This is a genomic window from Streptomyces sp. NPDC052225, from assembly GCF_040679615.1.
In the GTDB taxonomy this organism is placed as follows: domain Bacteria; phylum Actinomycetota; class Actinomycetes; order Streptomycetales; family Streptomycetaceae; genus Streptomyces.
Genome location: NZ_JBFAVD010000011.1, coordinates 15525 through 30964, shown reverse-complemented (window position 1 = coordinate 30964; position 15440 = coordinate 15525). Strand labels below are relative to the sequence as shown.

At 70.8% G+C, this 15440-nt stretch carries 16 protein-coding genes; 8 read left to right on the top strand and 8 right to left on the bottom strand.

Going from position 1 to position 15440, the window contains the following annotated elements; translation table 11 throughout:
* Positions 1-8: 8 nt before the first annotated feature.
* The 3 genes from AB0L37_RS18000 to AB0L37_RS17990 are packed head-to-tail and all read left to right on the top strand — an operon-like array spanning position 9 to position 1991.
* Positions 9-851 carry an isoprenyl transferase gene (locus AB0L37_RS18000; protein WP_365505752.1) on the top strand — a complete coding sequence of 281 codons (843 nt, stop codon included), beginning with the start codon at positions 9-11 and terminating at the stop codon, positions 849-851.
* A 26-nt stretch (positions 852-877) separates the two neighbouring features.
* On the top strand, positions 878-1396 hold the full coding sequence (locus AB0L37_RS17995) for a YcxB family protein (RefSeq protein WP_365505750.1): 519 nt from the start codon (positions 878-880) through the stop codon (positions 1394-1396).
* Positions 1397-1454: 58 nt separating this feature from the next.
* Complete coding sequence (locus tag AB0L37_RS17990; protein WP_365505747.1) at positions 1455-1991, top strand: YcxB family protein; 537 nt, start codon at positions 1455-1457, stop codon at positions 1989-1991.
* 12 nt (positions 1992-2003) lie between these two features.
* Here the strand turns inward: AB0L37_RS17990 and AB0L37_RS17985 are convergent, their stop codons facing one another.
* From AB0L37_RS17985 to AB0L37_RS17970, 4 genes are all read right to left on the bottom strand, one after another.
* On the bottom strand, positions 2004-2408 hold the full coding sequence (locus AB0L37_RS17985; protein WP_365505744.1) for a transcriptional repressor: 405 nt from the start codon (positions 2406-2408) through the stop codon (positions 2004-2006).
* 67 nt (positions 2409-2475) lie between these two features.
* Positions 2476-3363: a metal ABC transporter permease gene (locus AB0L37_RS17980; RefSeq protein ID WP_365505741.1), complete on the bottom strand. Its 888-nt coding sequence runs from the start codon at positions 3361-3363 to the stop codon at positions 2476-2478.
* A gap of 17 nt (positions 3364-3380) precedes the next feature.
* Entirely contained in the window at positions 3381-4154 is a 774-nt protein-coding gene (locus tag AB0L37_RS17975) for a metal ABC transporter ATP-binding protein (protein ID WP_365505738.1), read from the bottom strand.
* Between the two features lie 35 nt (positions 4155-4189).
* Positions 4190-5149 (bottom strand): metal ABC transporter substrate-binding protein, encoded by a 960-nt coding sequence (locus AB0L37_RS17970; protein WP_365505735.1) that lies wholly within the window; start codon positions 5147-5149, stop codon positions 4190-4192.
* A gap of 188 nt (positions 5150-5337) precedes the next feature.
* On the opposite strand from AB0L37_RS17970, the gene AB0L37_RS17965 reads away from it, so the two are divergent.
* Positions 5338-6720, top strand: coding sequence for a glycine--tRNA ligase (locus AB0L37_RS17965; protein WP_365505731.1), 1383 nt, complete (start codon positions 5338-5340; stop codon positions 6718-6720).
* 494 nt (positions 6721-7214) lie between these two features.
* Positions 7215-7424, top strand: a complete 210-nt coding sequence (locus tag AB0L37_RS17960) for a hypothetical protein (RefSeq protein ID WP_365505728.1) — start codon at positions 7215-7217, stop codon at positions 7422-7424.
* A 10-nt stretch (positions 7425-7434) separates the two neighbouring features.
* Here the strand turns inward: AB0L37_RS17960 and AB0L37_RS17955 are convergent, their stop codons facing one another.
* The 3 genes from AB0L37_RS17955 to AB0L37_RS17945 form a co-directional block, all read right to left on the bottom strand.
* The gene (locus AB0L37_RS17955; protein WP_365505725.1) at positions 7435-8019 is read right to left on the bottom strand and encodes a TetR family transcriptional regulator; all 585 of its coding nucleotides are present in this window, start codon (positions 8017-8019) and stop codon (positions 7435-7437) included.
* Between the two features lie 24 nt (positions 8020-8043).
* The gene (locus AB0L37_RS17950) at positions 8044-9078 is read right to left on the bottom strand and encodes an aldo/keto reductase (RefSeq protein ID WP_365505722.1); all 1035 of its coding nucleotides are present in this window, start codon (positions 9076-9078) and stop codon (positions 8044-8046) included.
* A 121-nt stretch (positions 9079-9199) separates the two neighbouring features.
* Entirely contained in the window at positions 9200-10630 is a 1431-nt protein-coding gene (locus AB0L37_RS17945) for an MFS transporter (RefSeq protein WP_365505720.1), read from the bottom strand.
* Positions 10631-10731: 101 nt separating this feature from the next.
* Here AB0L37_RS17945 and AB0L37_RS17940 point away from each other — a divergent pair, with 101 nt between their 5' ends.
* Complete coding sequence (locus tag AB0L37_RS17940) at positions 10732-11628, top strand: helix-turn-helix transcriptional regulator (RefSeq protein ID WP_365505718.1); 897 nt, start codon at positions 10732-10734, stop codon at positions 11626-11628.
* Here the strand turns inward: AB0L37_RS17940 and AB0L37_RS17935 are convergent.
* Complete coding sequence (locus AB0L37_RS17935) at positions 11612-13081, bottom strand: MFS transporter (protein WP_365505715.1); 1470 nt, start codon at positions 13079-13081, stop codon at positions 11612-11614. The two genes, AB0L37_RS17940 and AB0L37_RS17935, sit on opposite strands and share 17 nt — an antisense overlap.
* A 148-nt stretch (positions 13082-13229) precedes the next feature.
* Here AB0L37_RS17935 and AB0L37_RS17930 point away from each other — a divergent pair, with 148 nt between their 5' ends.
* Together AB0L37_RS17930 and dusB are read left to right on the top strand one after the other, a co-directional pair.
* Entirely contained in the window at positions 13230-14093 is an 864-nt protein-coding gene (locus tag AB0L37_RS17930; RefSeq protein ID WP_365505712.1) for a helix-turn-helix transcriptional regulator, read from the top strand.
* Positions 14094-14169: 76 nt separating this feature from the next.
* A complete protein-coding gene (gene dusB, locus AB0L37_RS17925) occupies positions 14170-15303 on the top strand; it encodes a tRNA dihydrouridine synthase DusB (RefSeq protein ID WP_365505709.1) in 1134 nt (377 codons plus the stop codon).
* The last annotated feature ends 137 nt before the right edge of the window (positions 15304-15440 follow it).

Sequence of the window (15440 nt, the reverse complement as noted above, 5' to 3'; positions counted from 1 at the left end):
CCCACCACATGGCACGTCGCGGAATTCTCGGACGGTCGTCACGGCGTACGTACGTGACACCCGAACCGCACCCGTCGGGCGCGCGGCCGCCGAAGATCCCCGGCGAGCTGGTGCCCCAGCACGTCGCCATCGTGATGGACGGCAACGGCCGCTGGGCCAAGGAACGCGGGCTGCCGCGCACCGAGGGCCACAAGGTCGGCGCCGAGCGCGTCCTCGACGTGCTCCAGGGCGCGATCGAGATGGGCGTCGGCGCGATCTCCCTCTACGCCTTCTCCACGGAGAACTGGAAGCGGTCCCCGGACGAGGTGAAGTTCCTGATGAACTTCAACCGGGACTTCATCCGCAAGACCCGTGACCAGCTGGACGAGTTGGGCGTGCGGGTGCGCTGGGTCGGCCGGATGCCCAAGCTGTGGAAGTCGGTCGCCAAGGAGCTGGAGATCTCCCAGGAGCAGACCAAGGGCAACGACAAGCTGACCCTCTACTTCTGCATGAACTACGGCGGCCGCGCCGAGATCGCCGACGCCGCGCAGGCCCTGGCCGAGGACGTGAAGGCCGGGCGCCTCGACCCGTCGAAGGTGAGCGAGAAGACCTTCGCCAAGTACCTCTACTACCCGGACATGCCGGACGTGGACCTGTTCCTGCGGCCCAGCGGCGAGCAGCGCACCTCCAACTACCTTCTGTGGCAGAGCGCTTACGCCGAGATGGTCTTCCAGGACGTCCTGTGGCCGGACTTCGACCGGCGCGACCTGTGGCGGGCCTGCGTCGAGTACGCCTCCCGCGACCGCCGCTTCGGCGGAGCCACCCCGAACGAGGTGCTGCTCCAGCTGGAAGGCCGCTCCGAGCAGAGCTGACAGCTACCCGGACTACGATCCCCGCCGTGGACAGCACAGAGATAGCGGCGGGGGAGCCCGTGGAGCTGGAGTACCGGCCCACGCTGCGGCAGTACGAGGAGGCCGGCCGGGCGCGGCGCGCGGCGTCGGGCCGGGAGGGCAAGGCCGGGGGCGGCGCCCTCAGCGTCGCTGTCATAGCGGTCCTGACAGTTGTGCGCGATCCCGGCCTCGCGTCAGCGGTATTGGCCAGCATGGCGATCGGCGCGCTCGTCGGAGTCTTCGTGGTGCGCCCGCGTCGCGAGGCCAGTGACCTGCACGACCGCGCCGTACGTCGTGGCGGGCACCGCGCGACGATCGACGCGGACGGCGTGACCGTCGAGCACGAGCTCGGCTCCGAGCGGTTCACCTGGGACGGCCTGCTGAGCTACAGGGAGACGGACGGCCTGTTCGTCCTCTTCGACGACGAGGAAGCCACCCGCGCGGTCCTCCTCCCGAAGGACCGCCTCTCCGCCCCGGAAACGGACCGCCTCCGCACCTACCTGGACGGCCACCTTCAGCAGGCCTGACCTGCGGGGCCCGCTACTCTCCCCCTGATCACATCAGTGCGGTCCTGGGGAGGGACTTGTGGAACAGCACGCCGATTCCGCTGTGGGGGAGCGCGTCGAGCTCACGTACGAGCTGACGGGCGCCGACATGAGACAGGCGCTCAAGGCGCGGGCCAAGGCGTCGGGCAGCGCTCGACGGCTGCGGCGGTTCGCCGTGCTCGGCGTGGCCGCGTTCGGCGGGGCGTCCGTGGTGCCGCTGGTGAACGGCAGGGGGTTCGACGCGAGCTCGCTGGTGATGGCGGGCATCCTCACCGTGGTGGTGTTCGTGCTCCAGCCCTGGCTCACGGCCCGCCAGTTCCACAAGCTCGCCGCGCGGCACGGTGTCTACCGCGCCTCGGCCGAGGCCGGCGGCGTCACCATCGTCAACGGGGGCGGCTCCAGCCAGCTGAACTGGACGGCAGCCCCGCACTACGCCGAGACGCCCGACCTGTTCGTCCTGCTCAGCGGCGACAAGAACGTCTCGTGCCTGACCGTCCTGCCCAAGCGGGGCGTGCGAGAGCCCGGAGGCGTGGACGCGCTCCGGGCTCTGCTCGACCGGCACATCCGCCGGGTCTGACACGAGAAGGGCTCAGGACGCCGCCGCGCACTCCGCGCACGTGCCGAAGATCTCCACGGTGTGCGCCACGTTCACGTAGCCGTGCTCGGCGGCGATCGCCTCCGCCCACTTCTCCACCGCCGGGCCCTCCACCTCCACGGCCTTGCCGCACAGGCGGCAGACCAGGTGGTGATGGTGGTCGCCCGACGAGCAGCGGCGGTAGACGGCCTCGCCCTCCGACGTGCGCAGGACGTCGACCTCGCCCGCGTCGGCGAGGGACTGGAGCGTGCGGTAGACCGTGGTCAGGCCGACGGAGTCGCCCTTGTGCTTGAGGACGTCGTGCAACTCCTGGGCACTGCGGAACTCGTCCACCTCGTCGAGCGCCGCCGCCACGGCCGCGCGCTGGCGGGTCGACCTGCCTCGAACCGGGGCTGCCACGGGTTCCTCCTCACATCCCTGCCACGTACGTACCGGCGCCATTGTGCCAGGTGACGTCATGGCCGGGTCATACCTTGAGCGGGGCCTGCTGCCCCGGGATCGCGCACTCCGCCGGGTCGCCGGCCGCTGTCGTCGCCGCGCGGGCCCGCCGCCTTGCCAGGGGCGTCGCGAGCAGCGTCAGGACGATGAAGACGGCGATGGTCAGGAGCACGATCGTGGCGCCCGGGGGCACCGGCTTGTAGTACGACGTGACGGTTCCGCCGAGCGTGACGACCACGCCGATGGCGACCGCCACGACGAACGTCGCCTTGAAACTGCGGGTCAGCTGCTGAGCCGCCGCCACCGGGACGACCATCAGCGCCGACACCAGCAGCAGGCCGACCACGCGCATCGCGACCGTCACCGTCACCGCCGCCGTGACCGCGACGAGGAGGTTCAGGAAGCGCACCGGCAGGCCCGTGACCCGCGCGAACTCCTCGTCCTGGCTGACCGCGAACAGCTGCCGGCGCAGGCCGATCGTCACCAGGATCACGAACGCGGCGAGCCAGCAGATGGCGGTGACGTCCGACTGGGAGACCGTCGTGAGCGAGCCGAAGAGGTACGACTGGAGGTTGGCCGTGGAGCCGCCGGGAGCGAGGCTGATCAGCATCACGCCGCCCGCCATGCCCCCGTAGAACAGCATCGCGAGCGCGATGTCGCCGCGTGTCTTCCCGTACCAGCGGATCAGCTCCATGATCAGCGCGCCGACGACGGAGACGGCCATCGCCATCCACACCGGCGACGTCGACAGCAGGAAGCCCAGGCCGACGCCGGTCATCGCGACGTGGCCGATGCCGTCGCCCATCAGGGCCTGCCGGCGCTGGACCAGGTAGATGCCGATCGCGGGGGCCGTGATGCCGATGAGGACGGCCGCGAGCAGGGCCCGCTGCATGAAGTCGTAGTTCAGGAATTCCATGACTGCTTTTCCGTCCCTCAGCTCAGCAGGCCCGTGCGCAGCGGCACGGCGTCGGCCGCGGCATGCGGATGTACGTGGTCGTGGCCGGGCAGCGCGTGCTGGCCGACGGCCTTCGGCGGCGGCCCGTCGTGCAGCACGCAGCCGTCGCGCAGCACCACCGCGCGGTCGATCAGCGGCTCAAGGGGGCCCAGTTCGTGCAGGACGAGAAGGACGGAGGCCCCCGTCGCGACCTGCTCCCGCAAGGTCGCGGCGAGGATCTCCTGGCTCGCCAGGTCGACGCCCGCCATCGGCTCGTCCATGATCAGCAGCTCGGGTTCGGCGGCCAGGGCGCGGGCGATGAGCACCCGCTGGTGCTGGCCGCCGGAGAGCGCGTCGACCGAGTCCTTGGCACGGTCCGCCATGCCGACCAGGTCGAGGGCGCGGGCCACCGCCGCCCGGTCCGCCTTGCGCAGCACGCCGAGACGGGCGCGCGACAGGCGGCCCGAGGAGACGACCTCGGCGACCGTCGCGGGCACGCCGCCCGCGGCCGTGGTGCGCTGCGGCACGTAGCCGACCCGCGCCCACTGCTTGAAGCGGCGGCGCGGCGTACCGAAGAGCTCGATCTCGCCGCCGGTGAGCGGCACCTGGCCGATGATGCTGCGCACGGCCGTGGACTTGCCGGAGCCGTTGGCCCCGAGCAGCGCGACGACCTCGCCGCGCCCCACCGTCAGGTCGATGCCGCGCAGCACGGGGCGACCGCCCAGCTCCGCCGTCACCTTCCGCAAGGTGATCACGGGATCGGGATCACTCATGTCCGCGCCGCCCTTCAAGCCGCTTGATCCGTACGTCACTTGGCGCCGAGAGCCTTCTGCAGCGCCGCGAGGTTGGACTCCATCACCTGGATGTAGTCGTCGCCCTTGGACTTCTCGGTGATGCCCTCGATCGGGTCGAGTACATCAGTCGTGAGCTTCGCGTCGGTCGCCAGGGTCTTGGCCGTCTTGTCGCTGACGAGGGTCTCGTAGAAGACGGTGGTGACGCCGTCGGCCTTCGCCATCTCCTGGAGGTCCTTGACGCGCGAGGCGCTGGGCTCGGACTCCGGGTCGAGGCCGCTGATGGCCTCCTCGGTGAGGCCGTAGCGCTCGGCGAGGTAGCCGAAGGCGGCGTGCGTCGTGATGAAGACCTTGGAGTCGGTGTTCTTCAGGCCGTCCTCGAACTTGGTGTCGAGCTGGTCCAGCTCCTTCACCAGGGCCGCGGTGTTCTTCTTGTAGTCCGCCGCGTGGTCCGGGTCGGCCTTCTCCAGGGCCTTGCCGACGCCCTCGGCGACCTCGGCGTACTTCACCGGGTCGAGCCAGATGTGCGGGTCGGTGCCCTCTTCGCCGCCGTGGTCGTGGCCCTCGTGCTCCTCGGCGTGGCCGCCGACCTCGCTGCCGTGCTCCTCCAGCTCGGTCAGGGACGCGGCGTCGACCTTGGTGGAGATCCCGGACTGGCTGATGGCCTCGTCGACGGCGGGCTGGAGGCCCTTGAGGTAGACGGCGACGTCGGACTCTTCGAGCTGCGCGCGCTGCTGGGCGCTGACTTCCAGGTCGTGGGGCTCCTGGCCGGGCTTGGTCAGGTTCGTGACGTCGACGTGGTCGCCGCCGATGCGCTCCGCGAGGAACTGCATCGGGTAGAACGACGCCACCACGTCCAGCTTGCCGTCGCTGTTCTTGCCGTCGGCGGCCGAGCTGCCGCATGCGGTGAGAGCGGCGAGGCCGAGGGCGGTGACGGCGGCGACGGGTATGAGGCGGCGGGAGCGGCGTACGTTCATGACAGTCATTTTCAACAAAACTGGAAATGATTGTCAAGAAGGATGCGGTGAAGCCTTCGTCCCGCTCTGTGCCGACTCCTGCCCGGGAACCGATTTGGTTCGGGGGGTGGGCCCGCCGGTAACCTGAAGCATTCGCTCCCGGAGCGCGTATCCAGCGCGCTCGTCGTCGTCGTAATGAAGAGAGCACCGTGGCCGCCGACAAGATCGACACCATCGTCAGCCTCAGCAAGCGCCGTGGCTTCGTATTCCCTTGCAGTGAGATCTACGGCGGTCAGCGGGCCGCCTGGGACTACGGACACCTGGGCGTCGAGCTCAAGGAGAACATCAAGCGCCAGTGGTGGCGCTACATGGTCACCTCGCGCGAGGACGTCGTCGGTATCGACTCGTCCGTGATCCTGGCGACCGACGTCTGGCAGGCCTCCGGCCACGTCGCCACGTTCACCGACCCGCTCACCGAGTGCACCTCCTGCCACAAGCGCTTCCGCGCGGACCACCTGGAAGAGGCGTACGAGGAGAAGAAGGGCCGCGCCCCCGAGAACGGCCTCGCGGACATCAACTGCCCGAACTGCGGCACCAAGGGCGCCTTCACCGAGCCCAAGCAGTTCTCCGGCCTGCTCTCCACGCACCTCGGCCCGACGCAGGACAGCGGCTCCATCGCCTACCTGCGTCCCGAGACCGCGCAGGGCATCTTCACCAACTTCTCGCAGGTGCAGACGACCGCGCGCAGGAAGCCCCCGTTCGGTATCGCCCAGATGGGCAAGTCCTTCCGCAACGAGATCACGCCCGGCAACTTCATCTTCCGGACCCGCGAGTTCGAGCAGATGGAGATGGAGTTCTTCGTCAAGCCGGGCGAGGACGAGAAGTGGCAGGAGTACTGGATGGAGCAGCGCTGGAACTGGTACACCGGCCTCGGCATGCGCGAGGAGAACATGCGGTGGTTCGAGCACCCGCAGGAGAAGCTCTCCCACTACTCGAAGCGCACCGCTGACATCGAGTACCGCTTCCGCTTCGGCGGCAGCGAGTGGGGCGAGCTGGAGGGCGTCGCCAACCGCACCGACTACGACCTGTCCGCGCACGCCAAGGCCTCCGGCCAGGACCTCTCCTACTACGACCAGGAGAAGGGCGAGCGCTACACGCCGTACGTCATCGAGCCCGCGGCCGGTGTCGGCCGCACGATGCTGGCGTTCATGCTCGACTCCTACTTCGAGGACGAGGCGCCCAACGCCAAGGGCAAGATGGAGAAGCGCACCGTCATGCGCTTCGACCCGCGCATCGCCCCGGTGAAGGTCGCGGTGCTTCCGCTGTCCCGCAACCCGGAGCTGTCCCCGAAGGCCAAGGGCCTGGCGGCCGCGCTGCGCCAGCACTGGAACATCGACTTCGACGACGCCGGTGCGATCGGGCGCCGCTACCGTCGCCAGGACGAGATCGGTACGCCGTTCTGTGTCACCGTCGACTTCGACACGCTGGACGACAACGCGGTGACCGTGCGCGAGCGCGACACGATGAAGCAGGAGCGCGTCTCCCTCGACCAGATCGAGGGCTACCTGGCCAGCCGCCTGATCGGCTGCTGACCCGCATCCTCGGACATGACGACGGCCCCGCCTCTCGGTGGGGCCGTCGCCATGTCCGGCCAGGGGCGCGGGGCTGTACCGATATGCGGCTCCGCCGCGCCCTGAAGGCGCGCGGGGCTGTATCGATTTGCGGCTCCGCCGCGTGGGCGCGCCCTGAAGGGGCGCGGGGCTGTGTCGATTTGCGGCTCCGCCGCGTGGGCGCGCCCTGAAGGGGCGCGGGGAACTGCGCGACCAGCCCCCACGCAGCCGCACCCGGCAACGATGCTGAGGTCCCGGGGCGCTGCCCCGGACCCCGCTGCTCAATCGCCGCAGGGGCTTGATGTGCCGGCCCCGCTGCTCGATCGCCGCAGGGGCTTGATGTGCCGGCCCCGCTGCTCGATCGCCGCAGGGGCTTGATGTGCCGGCCCCCACGGCGGGTGGGTCGGCGAGGGGCTCTGCCCGGGACCCCGCTGCTCGATCGCCGCAGGGGCTTGAGGTGGGGCAGACTGCGGGGCATGTCGCAGATGGCTCGGAGCAAAGTCAGTCGCTGGGATCAGCACGGGCGGGCCCATGTCGTGAGCGTCGAAAGGGCCGGGATCCAGCGGCAGTTGACGTGCGGGACGTGCGGGTGGCGCAAGAACGCCCAGTTCCTGCCCTGGCTCAAGGCGCAGGAACATCTGGAGATCGAGCACCAGGCGACGGTGGACCCGGGGGCTGCCGACTAGGGGCCGCGGCCTAGCGGGCGGTCAGGCCCCGCAGCACCAGCGACACCACCGCGTCGAAGGCCTGCTCGGCGTCCGGCCGTTGCCACTCCGGGGCGTGCACCGGGTCGTGGAAGTGGGCCGTCGCCTCGAAGACCGCCCGGGCCGTCACGGGCAGGTCGGCGATCTCGAACTCGCCCTGGGTGACGCCCTCTTGGAGGATCTCGCCGAGCTGGCCGACGAGTTCGGCGATGTGCGTGTCGACCACACCGCCGTTCTCCGTCGTCAAAACCGTGTACGTGGCGAACAGTTCGGGGTCGTCGCCCGCCTTGTGCCGCTTGGCGTCGAAGAGGGCCGAGAGCCAGTGCCGCAGCTTGGCGGGCGGGGCCTCGTCGCCCGCGACGACCGCCGCGAGCAGCCCCGTCGTACGGTCCAGCCAGCGCTTGGTGACCGCGCCGCGCAGCTCCGCCTTCGTACGGAAGTGGCGGTAGACCGAGCCGTGGCTGACCCCGAGGGCGCGGGCGACGTCGACGACGGTGGCCTTGGCGGCACCGTGCCGGCGCAGCACCTCCTCGGTCGCGGCGAGGATGCGCTCGGGGGTCAGGGTCTCGGTGGGCATGGTGACGAAGGTACCCGGCGCCGATCAGCGTTCGCTGTCGAGGTGTGCCATCTGCGCGGCCGGGTAGCGCTCGCCGGCCGCGGCGTCGGCGGGCACGGCCTCCTCGATCGCGGCGAGGTCGGCCGCGTCCAGCGTGACGTCCAGCGCGCCGAGGGCCTCGGTGAGGCGGTCGCGGCGGCGGGCGCCGACCAGCGGCACGATGTCCTCGCCGCGGCTGAGGACCCAGGCGATGGCGATCTGCGCGACGCTCACGCCCTTCTGCTCGGCGATCTTGCGGAGCTGCTCGACGAGGTCGAGGTTGTGCTGGAGGTTCTCGCCCTGGAAGCGCGGGCTCATCCCGCGGAAGTCGTTCGCGGCGAGCTGCCGGTCGCGGGTGAAGTGGCCGGAGATCAGACCGCGGGACAGGACGCCGTACGCGGTGACGCCGATGCCCAGCTCACGGGCGGTCGGCAGGATGTCGTCCTCGATGCCGCGCGAGATCAGCGAGTACTCGATCTGGAGGTCGGAGACCGGGGCGGTGGCGGCGGCCCGGCGGATGGTGTCGGCGCCGACCTCGCTGAGGCCGATGTGCCGGACGTGGCCCTTCTCGACCAGCTCGGCGATGGCGCCGACGGTCTCCTCGATCGGCACGTCCGGGTCGATGCGGGCGATCCGGTAGACGTCGATGTGGTCGACGCCGAGGCGCTGAAGGCTGTACGCGACGAAGTTCCGCACGGCCTGCGGGCGGCCGTCGTAGCCGGACCAGCCGCCGTCCGGGTCGCGAAGGGCGCCGAACTTCACGCTGGTCAGTGCCTTCTCGCGGGCCGCGGCGGGCGCGGAGCGCAGTGCTTCGCCGATCAGCATCTCGTTGTGGCCCATGGCGTAGAAGTCGCCGGTGTCGAGAAGCGTGATCCCCGCGTCGAGCGCGGCATGGATGGTGGCGATCGACTCGGCGCGGTCGGCGTCGCCGTACAGGGCGGACATCCCCATGCAGCCGAGGCCGAGCGCGGAGACGCGGGGGCCGGTGGTGCCGAGGGATCGGGTGGGGAGGTTTCCGGGGTTTCCGGTGGGGAGGTTCATGTTCTCCACCATGACATGACAGGTGACAGATTTCAATATCTGTTATCTGTCACCTGTCATGTGTCGTGGGCCGTCCGTCGCCTGTCACCCGTCACTCACGTCGGCGGTGCCGGCGTGCGGGTCACGCGATCGAGCGCGGCAGGCGCAGGCTCAGCGTCACCGTCAGGGCCACCGTGGCGAGCTGGGCGGCCAAGGTGACCAGGAGGGCGTCGCGCATGCCCATGCCCGGGGCCAGGGAGAGGAACAGGGAGCCGAGGGTGGCCACGCCCAGGGCGAGGGCCGCCTGTTGGGTCGTCGTCATGACGCCGCTGCCGACGCCCGCCCGCGCCGCCGGCACCTCGGACAGGATGATGCGGAACAGGATGGGGAGCTGGAGCGCCTGCCCCGCGCCCGCGAGCGCCGCGCCGGGGAGCAGCTGGACGACCCCGAGGTGCGGCCACGTCTGCCAGGCCGCGAGCGCGATCAGGCTCAGGCCGGCCGCCTGGAGCAGGCCGCCCGCGGTGACGACCCGCGTGCCCCAGCGGGCCACCAGGCGCGGCCCGGCGAGCGACGTCGCGAAGAACACCGCGGCCATCGGGGCCAGCGCCAGACCCGCCGCAGTCGCGTCGAGCCGCTCACCCTGCTGAAGGGCCACCGCGATCACGAACATGAAGCCCGAGAAGCCGATCGAGAACGGGACGACCATGATCAACCCCCGCCGCAGGGAAGGGAGCCGGAAGAGGGACGGCGGGACCAGCGGTGTGCGGCCCGCCCTGTCCTCCCTGCGCTCGACCGCGTAGAAGAGGTACGCGAGGAGCGGGAACGCCGCCAGGGACATCCACGTCCACAGCGGCCAGCCCGCCGCCCGGCCCTCGGTGAGCGGCGCGAGCAGCGCGGCCAGGGCGAGGGCGAGCAGGACCGTGCCGGGGACGTCGACCGGTTCGGGGCGTGCCGAGCGGGTCTCGGGGACGGTGCGGGCGGCGAGGACGAGGGCCACGACGACCACCGGCACGTTCACCAGGAACACCGAGCGCCAGCCCGTGCCGAACAGGTCCGCCGAGACGAGGACGCCGCCCAGGACCTGGCCCGCCACCATCGACAGGCCCGCAGTCGCCCCGTACATGCTCATGGCCTTGGCCCGGCGCGGCCCGGCCGTCGTCGCCTGGATGGTGGCGAGGACCTGCGGGAGCATCGCCGCGGACGCCGCGCCCTGTGCGACGCGTGCCACGACGAGGGTCGTGGCGGTCGGGGCGAGGCCGCAGGCCAGTGACGTCAGGCCGAACGCCGCCATGCCGCCGAGGAAGAGCCGGCGGCGGCCCAGCAGGTCGCCGAGCCTGCCGCCGAGGACGAGGAGGACGGCGTACGCGATGCCGTACCCGGCGACGACCAGCTCGAGGACCGGCTCGCTCGCGGACAGGTCGCGGTCGATGGTGGGCAGGGCGACGTTGACGATGAAGAAGTCGATGAGCGGGAGCGCCGCGCCGAGCAGCACGGTGAACAGGCCCGGACCGGTCAGGGCGGTGCCGGGCGCCGTGCCGCGCGCCAGCGGCGGGGACTGCGTGGTGGTGGTCATGGCATCGAGACTCCGCCACCCCTGAAGGGGGTACCAGAGTGTTCTTATCCTGGTAGAAGAGATACCTGGAAACAGGCTCGGCACGGGTGCAGGCTGGAGGCATGACCACCATGACGCAGGATGCCGTTCTCGCCCTGGGCGAGGAGGACGCACGGCCCGCCGAGATCCGGCGGCACGAACTCGCCGGCTTCCTGCGCAGCCGCCGCGAGCGCATCACGCCCGAGGACGTGGGCCTGCCGCGCGGAGCCCGCCGCCGCACCCCGGGCCTGCGCCGCGAAGAGGTCGCGCACCTGTCCGCGGTCGGTGTCACCTGGTACACGTGGCTGGAGCAGGCCCGCGACATCCAGGTCTCCGCGCAGGTCCTCGACGCCCTCGCCCGCACCCTGCGCCTCGACACCAGCGAGCGCGCCCACCTGTTCGCTCTCGCGGGGGCGATCGACCCGTCCCCGGCGTCGAGCTGCGCCCGGCTCACCCCCGAACTGCGCCTGATGCTCGACAAGTTGGAACCGATGCCGGCCTGCGTGCAGAACAGCCGCTACGACATCCTCGCCTACAACAGCACCTACCGGCTGCTCTTCTGCGACCTGGACGAGATCCCGCCCGAGGACCGCAACTGGATGCTGCTCGCCTTCACCCACGAGCAGTGGCGGTCGACGATCGTCAACCTCGACGAGGTGGAGCGGATCATGGCCGCCAAGTTCCGCGCCGGCATGGCCGAGCACCTCGCCGAGCCCACCTGGAAGTCGGTCCTCAAGCGCCTCCTCGACGAGTCCGCCGAGTTCCGCGAGGTGTGGGAGCGCCACGAGGTCGTGCAGTCGGTGCCCAGCAAGGTCAAGCACTTCATCAACCCGCTCGTCGGCCCGATCGCCGTCGTCCACACCGACCTGTGGCTGGGCCGGGACGGCGGGGCCCGCATGGTCACCTACACCCCGGTGGACGACGCGACCCGCGAACGCCTCGACAGGCTCCGGGAGTTGGCGCTCAGCTCGAACTCGTGAGGTCCGCCTCCGCGCGGACCTCCGGCTCCGCAAGGCGCTGCGCCGTGCGCCTGGCCGTCTCCTTCGCCCACCGCCCGCTGGTCAGCGCGCCGAGCACCAGGACCGCGAGACCGCACCCGGCGATGATCCACCAGCAGCTCCGGCTCGCGCCGACGAAGGCGTCCGCGTACGAGGATCCGGCGACGCCCGACGCGAGGACCGCGCCGATGACGGCGACGCCGAGCGTCTGGCCGATCTGCCGGCTGGTGGAGGCGACGGCCGCCGCGACTCCGGCCTGGGCGCGCGGCATCCCGGAGACGGCCGTGTTGGTGATGGGCGCGTTGACGAAGCCGAAGCCGATGCCGAACAGGACGTAGGAGACGAACAGCGAACCGTTCGACGTCTCCGCGTCGAAGACCGCGAACAGCAGCCCGCTCGCCGTCATCGTCACGCCCGCGATCAGCAGCGGCAGCCGAGGACCCCGGCTGCCGACGAGCCGGCCCGACAGCGGCGCGCACACCAGCGCCATCGACGCCATCGGCAGCATCCACAGGCCCGCGTGCAGCGCGTCCAGACCCCGTACGTCCTGGAGGTACAGCGTCGACAGGAACAGGAAGCCGCCGAGCGCCGCGAACGCGCCGACCGCGATCACGGTGGCGCCGCTGAACGGGGCCGAGCGGAAGAACCGCAGGTCGATGAGGGGTTCGATACGGCGCGGCTCGTAGAGCAGGATCCCGATGAGCGCGGCGAGGGCGACCGCCGCGAAGACGACGATGCGCGGTGACGTCCAGCCCGCGTCGGGCGCCTCGATGATCGCGTACGTCAGTGAACCGAGCAGCGCGATGATCAGGACCTGGCCGACCGGATCGGGGCGGCGGGCCTTCGGCGCCCGGGACTCGGGCACGTAACGGATGGTGAGCAGGAGCGCGGCCAGGCCGACGGGCAGATTGACCCAGAAGATCGACCGCCAGCCCACCGAGTCCACCAGCAGGCCGCCCATCAGCGGGCCCGCGGCCATCGAGATGCCGACGACGCCGCCCCACACACCGATGGCGCGGGCCCGCTCGCGCGGGTCCGTGAAGGTGTTCGTGATGATCGACATCGCGACCGGGTTGAGCATCGAGCCACCGACGGCCTGCACCATCCGGAACGCCACCAGCGCTTCGATGGTCGGCGCGAGCGAGCAGGCCACGGACGCGGCCGTGAACACGATCAGGCCGATCTTGAAGACCTTGCGGCGCCCGATCCGGTCGGCGGTCGAACCGGCCAGCATCAGCAGCGAGGCGAGGACGAGCGTGTACGCGTCGATCGTCCACTGCATGCCCGACAGCGTGGCGTCGAAGTCCTTCGCCATGGACGGGAGCGCCACGTTCAGGATGGTGATGTCCAGGCTGACGATCAGCAGGCTCATGCAGCAGATCGCGAGGACGAGCATCCGTCGCCGGTGCGTCAGGGTGTGTGGTGCGTCGGACATGGGTTCGACGGTATCCGGTGCGCCACGGGGGCGCGTGTGTGAGGTCATGCCCCCACCGTCGCCGCCCGCTCAGCCTGGTACCAGAGCCTGCTTATCGTGTTACAGGCAGTACCTGGCAACAGGATGAGCGCCGGGGCATCCTGGTGGCATGACGACCTCTGCCCGGGCCACATCGGCGGACGGTCTGCGCCGGGCCGAGCTCGCCGCCTTCCTGCGCAGCCGCCGCGAGCGCATCACCCCCGACCAGGTCGGCCTGCCCGGCACGGCCCGCCGCCGCACCCCGGGCCTGCGCCGCGAAGAGGTCGCGCACCTCGCCTCGGTCGGCATCACCTGGTACACGTGGCTGGAGCAGGGCCGCGCCATCAACGTCTCGGCCGGAGTCCTCGACGCCATCGCCCGCGCCCTGCGCCTCGACCCCACCGAGCGGGCCCACGCCTTCGCGCTCGCCGGGACCACCGACCCGCGGGCCGAGGTGGTCTCCCCGGCCGTCACGCCCACGCTGCTTCGGCTGCTCAAGCGCCTGGAGCCGTACCCGGCCGAGGTGAAGAACGCCCGCTACGACGTCCTCGCCCACAACCAGGCCTACACCGAGGTCTTCGGCGACCCCGCCGAACAGGAACCCCGGCACCGCAACGCCCTGTGGATGATGTTCATGAACGACCGCTGGCGCGTGCAGTTCCTCGACCGGGACGTGATGCTGCCCGAACTCCTCGCCAAGTACCGCAAGGCGATGGCCGAACACGTCGCCGAACCCGCCTGGAAGACGCAGGTCGACGAGCTCCTCGACGTGTCCGAGGAGTTCCGCGAACTGTGGCGGCGCCACGACGTCGCGCCGATGGTCTCCCACGTCAAGCGCTACCTGCACCCGGACCCGGAGATCGGCCTGCTGCGCCTTGAGCACCGCCACATGTGGCTCGCCCCCGACAGCGACGCGTACCGGGTGGTCTCGTACCTCCCCGCCGACGACGAGACCGAGGAACGGCTGGAGAAACTGGCGGCCCTCACGGGGTGAGCGGCGGGGGTGGGACAATGGATCCTTGCCCGCGCCCCTCGAAGGTGTAGTCGTACGTCTCCGGAGACCCGCCCCGATGACCCAGCAGCCTCTTCACATCGGCCCGCACACCGTGCAGCCGCCCGTGGTCCTCGCCCCCATGGCCGGGATCACGAACGCGCCCTTCCGCACCCTGTGCAGGGAGTTCTCCGGCGGCAAGGGTCTCTTCGTGAGCGAGATGATCACGACGCGCGCCCTCGTCGAGCGCAACGAGAAGACCATGCAGCTGATCCACTTCGACGAGACCGAGAAGCCTCGCTCGATCCAGCTGTACGGCGTCGACCCGGCCACCGTCGGCAAGGCCGTCCGCATGATCGCGGAAGAGGACCTCGCCGACCACATCGACCTGAACTTCGGCTGCCCCGTCCCGAAGGTGACGCGCAAGGGCGGCGGCTCCGCCCTCCCGTACAAGCGGCCGCTGCTCCGCGCGATCCTCAAGGAAGCGGTGTCGGGGGCCGGTGACCTGCCGGTCACCATGAAGATGCGCAAGGGCATCGACGACGACCACATCACGTTCCTCGACGCCGGCCGCATCGCCGTCGAGGAGGGCGTGACGGCGATCGCGCTGCACGGGCGTACGGCCGCGCAGCACTACGGCGGCACGGCGGACTGGGACGCCATCGCGCGCCTGAAGGAGCACGTCCCGGAGATCCCCGTCCTCGGCAACGGCGACATCTGGTCCGCCGACGACGCGCTGCGCATGGTCCGCGAGACCGGGTGCGACGGCGTGGTCGTGGGGCGCGGGTGCCTGGGCCGGCCATGGCTCTTCGCGGACCTGGTCGCGGCGTTCGAGGGCCGCGACGAGCGGGTCCGCCCGACGCTGCGGGTCGTGGCCGACGCGATGGTGCGGCACGCGACGCTGCTCGGTGAGTGGATCGGGGACGAGGCGCGGGGCGTCATCGACTTCCGCAAGCACGTCGCCTGGTACCTGAAGGGGTTCTCGGTCGGCTCCGAGATGCGCAAGCGTCTGGCGATCACGTCGTCGCTGGACGAACTCCGCTCGGGGCTCGACGAGTTGGACCTGGAGCAGGAGTGGCCCACCGGGGCGGACGGTCCGCGGGGCCGTACCTCGGGGAACGGGCGGGTCGTCCTGCCGGACGGTTGGCTGAAGGACCCGTACGACTGTGCGGGCATCTCCGAGGACGCGGAGCTGGACACGTCCGGGGGCTGATTGTTGCGTCGCAGGGTGCGGGTGTGTGGGGGCTGGCCGCGCAGTTCCCCGCGCCTCTGAGGCATGCGCTTCGCGCAGCTTCCCCAGGGGCGCGGGGAACTGCGCGACCAGCCACGACGGCACCGCAGTCGCCCCCC